7 protein-coding genes are annotated in these 6,614 nt (G+C 60.1%); 5 read left to right on the top strand and 2 right to left on the bottom strand.

Annotated features, from left to right (window positions below):
* Positions 1–196, top strand: a 196-nt coding sequence (locus ACXJKO_RS28765) for a hypothetical protein (RefSeq protein WP_457094454.1), incomplete at its 5' end; no start/stop codon positions are given.
* Positions 197–411: 215 nt separating this feature from the next.
* Here ACXJKO_RS28765 and ACXJKO_RS28770 read toward each other — a convergent pair.
* Positions 412–1,158 (bottom strand): extensin-like domain-containing protein, encoded by a 747-nt coding sequence (locus ACXJKO_RS28770; RefSeq protein ID WP_457094455.1) that lies wholly within the window; start codon positions 1,156–1,158, stop codon positions 412–414.
* A gap of 126 nt (positions 1,159–1,284) precedes the next feature.
* Here ACXJKO_RS28770 and ACXJKO_RS28775 point away from each other — a divergent pair, with 126 nt between their 5' ends.
* Positions 1,285–1,671, top strand: a complete 387-nt coding sequence (locus ACXJKO_RS28775; RefSeq protein ID WP_457094456.1) for an acyl-CoA thioesterase — start codon at positions 1,285–1,287, stop codon at positions 1,669–1,671.
* A 3-nt stretch (positions 1,672–1,674) separates the two neighbouring features.
* Here ACXJKO_RS28775 and ACXJKO_RS28780 read toward each other — a convergent pair whose 3' ends face one another.
* A complete protein-coding gene (locus ACXJKO_RS28780) occupies positions 1,675–2,760 on the bottom strand; it encodes a PLP-dependent cysteine synthase family protein (protein WP_457094460.1) in 1,086 nt (361 codons plus the stop codon).
* 966 nt (positions 2,761–3,726) lie between these two features.
* Here ACXJKO_RS28780 and ACXJKO_RS28785 point away from each other — a divergent pair.
* The 3 genes from ACXJKO_RS28785 to ACXJKO_RS28795 form a co-directional block, all read left to right on the top strand.
* Positions 3,727–5,001 (top strand): polysaccharide biosynthesis/export family protein, encoded by a 1,275-nt coding sequence (locus ACXJKO_RS28785; protein WP_457094457.1) that lies wholly within the window; start codon positions 3,727–3,729, stop codon positions 4,999–5,001.
* A gap of 116 nt (positions 5,002–5,117) precedes the next feature.
* Positions 5,118–6,014 (top strand): DUF6551 family protein, encoded by an 897-nt coding sequence (locus tag ACXJKO_RS28790; protein ID WP_457094458.1) that lies wholly within the window; start codon positions 5,118–5,120, stop codon positions 6,012–6,014.
* Between the two features lie 112 nt (positions 6,015–6,126).
* Positions 6,127–6,614 (top strand): hypothetical protein (locus tag ACXJKO_RS28795; RefSeq protein ID WP_457094459.1); only part of this gene is annotated, 488 nt, incomplete at its 3' end.

Below are 6,614 nucleotides of genomic sequence, written 5' to 3' on the forward strand. Positions count from 1 at the left end.
GGTGGGCACCCTGGATGGGCGGGATGCGATGATGGTGATCGAGCTGGCCACCACACCGGAGGAATACGAGCGTGGGGTGCGGCATCAGATGCCGGTGGCGATGACGCCGGAGCATGCCCGGGAGCTGGGCGAGGCGCTGCTGCTGGCCGCCAAAGCCGCCCTCATGGGCGACACCCCATCCTACGCCGTCAACTAAAAGCATCGATCGCAAAAAGCGGAAAACCGCATTGCGTGGAAGGTGCTCAAAATTCAAACTTTGAAGCGTCGGGCATAAATCCAATCAGACTCGATGCCGAAACCAGCGCCTAGGGGCAAGGGCGCTGGTTTTTTTATTTCCAGAGCCGGTATCGCTTGCGGGGAACCATATCTTTTCTTTGGCGGCGAACCGGATTCACTTTGCCGAAAATGCTCTCATTGACAGACACGGTAGCGGCCCATGTCGAAATGAAAATGATCATGGTGTGCAGCGTTGTAGTCAGGACTGAGCACCACATCGAAGAACTCACACGCACCATTCCTCACGGCTCTCAAGAAAGTCACGCGACGGCGGTTGTTTCCGTTCCAGTCGCTGCGAAGAGTGATCTGCTGACCATCCGCAAGTACGAAGCCTGAGATGTCGATGGCATTGGCCGTCGCATGCTCGCTGCGCCGTCCCCTCTCGCGATGATTGATGTTGCGGCATGCATAGGTGCCGAAATGGAGCACGCGCACCACTTCCTGCCCGAGATACTCCCGTGCCGCAGAGACGATTACGTTCTTCTCGAACAGAGCCCACGCGACAGCCAGCGGGCATGTGGCGGTAAAGCTCCTGCTCAAATCGATGGACGCGTCCGTCACTTCGACCGCGCTCGACAATCCGCATCCATCAGCGAGATCACGATCCGGCACGGACCTGTGAGACAAGGATGAAGCGGCCAGAACCGAACGGCATTGTGACCCGTCGCGTTCGAGCCGCGAGAGCTTGTAGCGCGTGAGCCAATTCACGTCGTCCGCCACACGCAACGGCGCGAAGGGATTGAGGTGATTGGGCACCTGCAGAATGCTGCCCCATATCAATCCGCCGGCGATGGCGAGGCCGAGCACGGCGGCAAGAGTGAGCCGCCCCAGGATCGTGAAGGCGACATGGCGTCGCCGCGATGGGTTATGTTGTTCATTCACACCCGTGATCTAGGGTGTTTCAAGCCTCGCCGCCAGCCTCTAATGGTAAGGTGGGGCCATGGATGCAGGTCTCTGGACTTCTCACCCCGTCCGTTGAATGCTCAGCCGACWGAAAAAGAGGTGACAATGACGGTCGATACGACAGAGGGGCGCGAGGCAGTCATCAGGGCGATTGCCATGCCGGCCGACACGAACCCGGCCGGGGATATCTTCGGCGGCTGGCTGATGTCGCAGATGGRCCTCGCCGCCGGCAACGCGGCGGCCCGGCGCGCTCGGGGGCGCTGCGCGACCGTTGCCGTCGACGGCATGGTCTTTCACACGCCGGTCCATGTGGGCGACGAGGTCTCGGTCTATGCCGACCTCATTGCGACCGGCCGGACCTCCATGAAATTTCAGGTTGAGGCCTGGCGACGCTCCCGCGATGGCGACGAGCAAATCAAGGTGACGGAAGCAGTCTTCACTTTCGTGGCCATCGACAGCGGCTCCAGACCACGTCCGCTTCCACCGGGCTAATGCTCAAACAGCCTTGAACACGCCCGTATCGAGGAAGGTCTCGATCATTTCGCGATAGGGAGCGATGTCGATTCCGTTCTGATCGAGCCAATCCGGGTTGTAGTAGGTCGAGGTGTAGCGATCGCCGCTGTCGCAGATGAGGGAGACGAGAGAGCCCTCCTCGCCCGCGGCCATCATGCAGCTGGCGATCCAGCACAGGCCGAAGAAGTTCGTGCCCGTCGATCCGCCGACGCGGCGGAACAGGCGCTCGGACAGAACATGCATGGCGGCGATGGAGCCGGCATCCGGTATCTTGATCATGTGATCGATCACTTCCGGAATGAAGGACGGCTCGACGCGAGGACGCCCGACGCCTTCGATGCGCGAGGGGCGCGCGCAAGTGACGTTCCGATCTTTCTGGCAATAGGCGTCGTAGAATGCCGAATGCTCCACATCCACCACGCAGAGCCGCGTGTCGTAATTGCGATAGCGGATGTAGCGGCCGATGGTGGCGGATGTACCGCCCGTTCCGGCACTCATCACCACCCATGCGGGCAGCGGATGGCGCTCGGATTCCATCTGCTCGAAAATGCTCTCGGCGATGTTGTTGTTGCCGCGCCAGTCGGTGGCGCGCTCGGCATAAGTGAACTGATCTAGATAATAGCCGCCCGCCTCATGAGCGAGCCCCGCGGCTACGTCGTAAACCTCGCCGGGGTTATCGACGAAATGACAGCGCCCGCCGAAGCGCTCGATGGCCTCGATCTTCTGCCCGCTCGTCGTGCGCGGCATGACCGCGATGAAGGGCAGCTGAAGAAGATGCGCGAAATATGCCTCGCTCACCGCAGTCGAGCCTGAGGATGCTTCGACCAGCGTCGTGCCCTGTCTGATCTTGCCGTTGCAGATGCCGTAAAGAAACAGCGAGCGCGCCAGCCGATGCTTGAGGCTGCCCGTCGGGTGGGTCGACTCGTCCTTGAGGTAGATCGAGATGCCCTTCAGCCCACGAAAGACCGGATTGATGAGATGCGTGTCGGCCGAGCGGCGCCCGTCGCCCTGGAGAATCGCAATCGCCTGCCGGGCCCATTCGCGGTCGATGCTGGGCGACAGGCTCATGATGGGCGGACAGGCTGGACAGGACACGGCGTCGCTCAACTCACTCTCCCGATAGGCATGCAGTCACAGTAAGGCTTCGCGAGGAAGTGGTGGTGCACGCAGTCAGCTACGAACCAGTCTACTTTGCTCTTTCACTGCTCTGAGGAAAATCTGCAAGGAAAATCCGCAGTCCTTTCTACGGTGCTTGCCCGTCCCGTGGCGGCTTTATCCCACAAGTCTTGGACACTGTCTCTGCCAAAAACTTTTGTCTCCATATAGTTGAGCCATCTGCGGAGCTCGTAATGGAACTACCTGTCTAGCGGCAGCCTCTTATTCCTTGGGAGAAATTCGCGGACATCCCTTGACCTGTGTTGGGCTAAACCACCTCTCAAGATCGTCCGCTCTTACGGCGGTTGCTGCCGAAGCAACTTGGCAGCGGGGTTGCCCTCTATTGTCTCAAAGGAGGGTCGCCATGAGCAAGCCAACCACCATTGTTGCGTCGGCCGAAACTCCTCGGAGCCGAGCGGGCTCCAATGGGCGTCCTTTCCTCGTGGAAGGCCCGTCCCTAGCATGTGATGCGTAGCCCATCGCCAGAGGCCTGTCGCGCAGAACGGATGACCTTATTCGCTCTAGCTTGGCGTATAATCCAGGGACAAGTTTCGTGCTGGCCCCCAATAGGACACGTCCATCGATTTTGACAATTAAGCACTTCCACCGAAAAGGCGATTGGTCTAGGCTACATTCCACAAAGTTGTAGTAACATTGATTGTACATGCGTGCCTTCCCTGAAGTAAAGGAACGCAAAATCACCATGTTGCAAGTGACAATACTGATACGTAACCATTTTGGGCTACCTCTTCCTGAGTTGATATACTGTAGCCTTGACGGATAATGTCAGAAAACAGAGAGGTTGCGATGAGCTCTCCTCTTCTATTCCAAACACAGACCTCAGGCTGCTCGCTACGGAGTTTCAAGTGGCATGCCTTGATGTGGACCCTTCTGTTCTGGCTGCTACCGCTCGAGGCAACGGCAGACGAATATCGCCTCGGCGCGCAGGACAAGTTGCGCATTAAGGTGGTCGAATGGAGGCCGGACAAAACCGAATATTTCAATTGGGACGTTTTCGCCGGCGAATACGCCGTGAGCGCCTCCGGAATGATCTCACTGCCGCTCATCGGCAGCATGCCTGCGGCAGGCATGACGCCCGATGCGTTCGCAGCAACCGTAGCCGACACCCTGCAGAAGCGCGCCGGGCTTCCGAACCATCCGGAAGCCGCTGTCGAGATCACTCAGTACCGACCCATTTACGTGGTCGGGAATGTCGAGCGTCCTGGTGAATACGCCTACCGACCCGGATTGACGGTGCAACAGGCGGTTGGCCTCGCGAGTGGTTTTTACCGACAGACGGAAACGGGCCTCATCCGCCTCGAGCGCGACCGGATTACCGCTCTCGGAGCCTACGAGAACGCTCGCTTGGAAGTGCAGCGGGCACTGGTCCGTCGGGCGCGACTGACCGCGGAACTCTCTGAGAGCGAGCAGATCGACGTTCCGGATCAGTTGCGCAATGACGCGAACACCCTGCGGCTCGTCGCCGACGAGGCTGCGGTGATGAACGCCCGCAGGGATGCGCTGCGCTCCCGGTTGACCGCCAATGCCGAAATCAAGGTTCTTTACTCGAAGGAAGTCGAATCCCTTGAGCAGAAGGTTGCGGTTCAGGACAAGCAGATCGCTCTCGCTCGCCGCGAATTGAAGAGCGTCAGCACATTGGTGGAAAAGGGCTTGGCCGTAAGCTCGCGTGAATTCGCTCTTGAGCGCGTAGCCGCCGATATCGAGAGCAAGATGCTCGATCACACGACTGCCATCCTTCGGGCACGGCAGGAAATCAGCAAGGCCGATCGGGAAGAGATCGACCTGAAAGCGGAACGCAAGGCCGCGATCGTCGCTGAACTGCAGCAGGTCAATGTCGAACTCGATCAGCTGAAGGCGCGCCTCGTAACCGCTGAAAGCCTTGCCAACGAAGTGACCAGCATCGCACCGCGGCAAGCCCTCGACCGAATGCAGGCCCCGCAGCATTCCTTCTGGATCGTGCGCCGGGAAGGAGCCGATGCCGTCAAGATTGCGGCCGACGAGAACGCGGCTGTCATGCCTGGCGACGTGGTTCGTATCGAAGAGGTGACAGGACCGGTTTCCTCGACGACCGGATCCAGCCTGAGTGCCGCAAGCGATACTCTGAATTCACATCCTCCATCCGATGCCAATTAAGGAACATTCCAGGGAAACGGCGACTGGTCGATGAGACCCGTAGCATCGCCCCACGATTCGAAAAGTTTTCTTGCAAGATACGCAATTCATCAAACAGCTGCCAACGGAGCATCCGCATGAGACAGATCTCTACCGAAGGCCTGGAAAAGCCAGACACCGTCTGTGCTGGCGCAGTTCCGATGCTGCAATGGCTTCCGATCTCCGATCTCGTCGTCGACCCCTGCTACCAGCGCCCCATAGTGGGCCAGGGCCGCCGCAACGTCATTCGTATCGCGCAGGCTTTCTCGTGGTCGTGCTTTTCTCCGGTGGTCGTATCCCCGATGGAAGGCGGAAAGTTCGTCATCATCGATGGCCAGCACAGGACGACGGCCGCCGCGCTCGTGGGGTTCGACACGGTCCCCTGCCAGGTGGTCATCGCCGCGCGCGAAGAGCAGGCAGTCGCCTTCAAGGCGATCAACGGCATCACGGTGCCGATCTCGCCGATGGCCTTTCATGCGGCTGCGGTCGTCGCGCGCGAGCCTTGGGCTATCGATGTCGCGGATGTTTGCGTCCGGGCGGAAGTGGAAATCCTGCGTTATCCGCTGCCGGTCGAGCGCCAGCGTCCCGGGCAGACGATGGCGATCGGCGCGATCACACGCTGCCTGAAGCGCTACGGGGCGGYAACCCTGATCACGGCTCTGCAATGCATCACCCAAACGGCGAACAACAAGCCCGGCGCTCTCACGGCGCGGGTGATCCGTGCCCTGTGCGAGGTTCTCGACAGCAACCATCACTGGAGGGATAGCGGCCTCACCCTGCTCGAAGCGTTCGACGTGATCGACCTCGGGGCGATCCAGAGCGAGGCGGCGCAGCGCTCCGGGATGATGCGCGTAAGCCAAGTCGAGAGCATCACGGAACGGATCCGCGCGGAATTGACCCAGCTGATGCCCCTGCCCGATGTCGAGGTGGCGCCTCACCCGATTCCGAAAGGCTCGCAGACGACGCATTTTGGCTCGGCGAACCAGACCGGATAGGGCCCGCAGTGGCATCGGGCCCCCGCGCTGAAGCCAAGGCATCTGAGCGGCTGAACTGGTGGGTAAGCTCCGCTCGCCGGGAGGCGGCATTCACTGGAAAAGGCTCTAGGGCATGGGCGGAGTGATTCCGACGTTTCCAGTGCCTGTCGTGATGGGCGTCTTCCTGGTTCTGCTCATCCCGACCTGCATCGTCGCGCTCCGTTTCGAGGACGCTCCAACGCGCTTCCTGATCGCCGCCATCTGGCTGCGCTACCTGATGTCGGCATTCCACCAATACACGTATTCGCCCATCGCCGGCGGTCTATCGCTGAACGCCTTGGGGTCCGTGATGGTGACCGGCATCGGCTTTCTCATCATCGACAAACGCCTTCTGGGCCTGAAAGCCTTGGGAGGCATCTATCTGATGATCGCAGCTCTCACCATCAGCACTATCGTCAACGGTCGCGCGGAAGCGGTGGTGAGCCTCACGAAGTGGGGCTATCTCGTCACCATGACGATCGCGGCCTACGAAGCGCTCCGGCGGCACGGATCGGCAAAGCTGTTCAGCGCACTCCTGATCGTTTTCCTGCCCCCGCTCGCCCTGCAGGCATTGTCCGTCAT

This window comes from Microvirga sp. P5_D2, assembly GCF_054049475.1.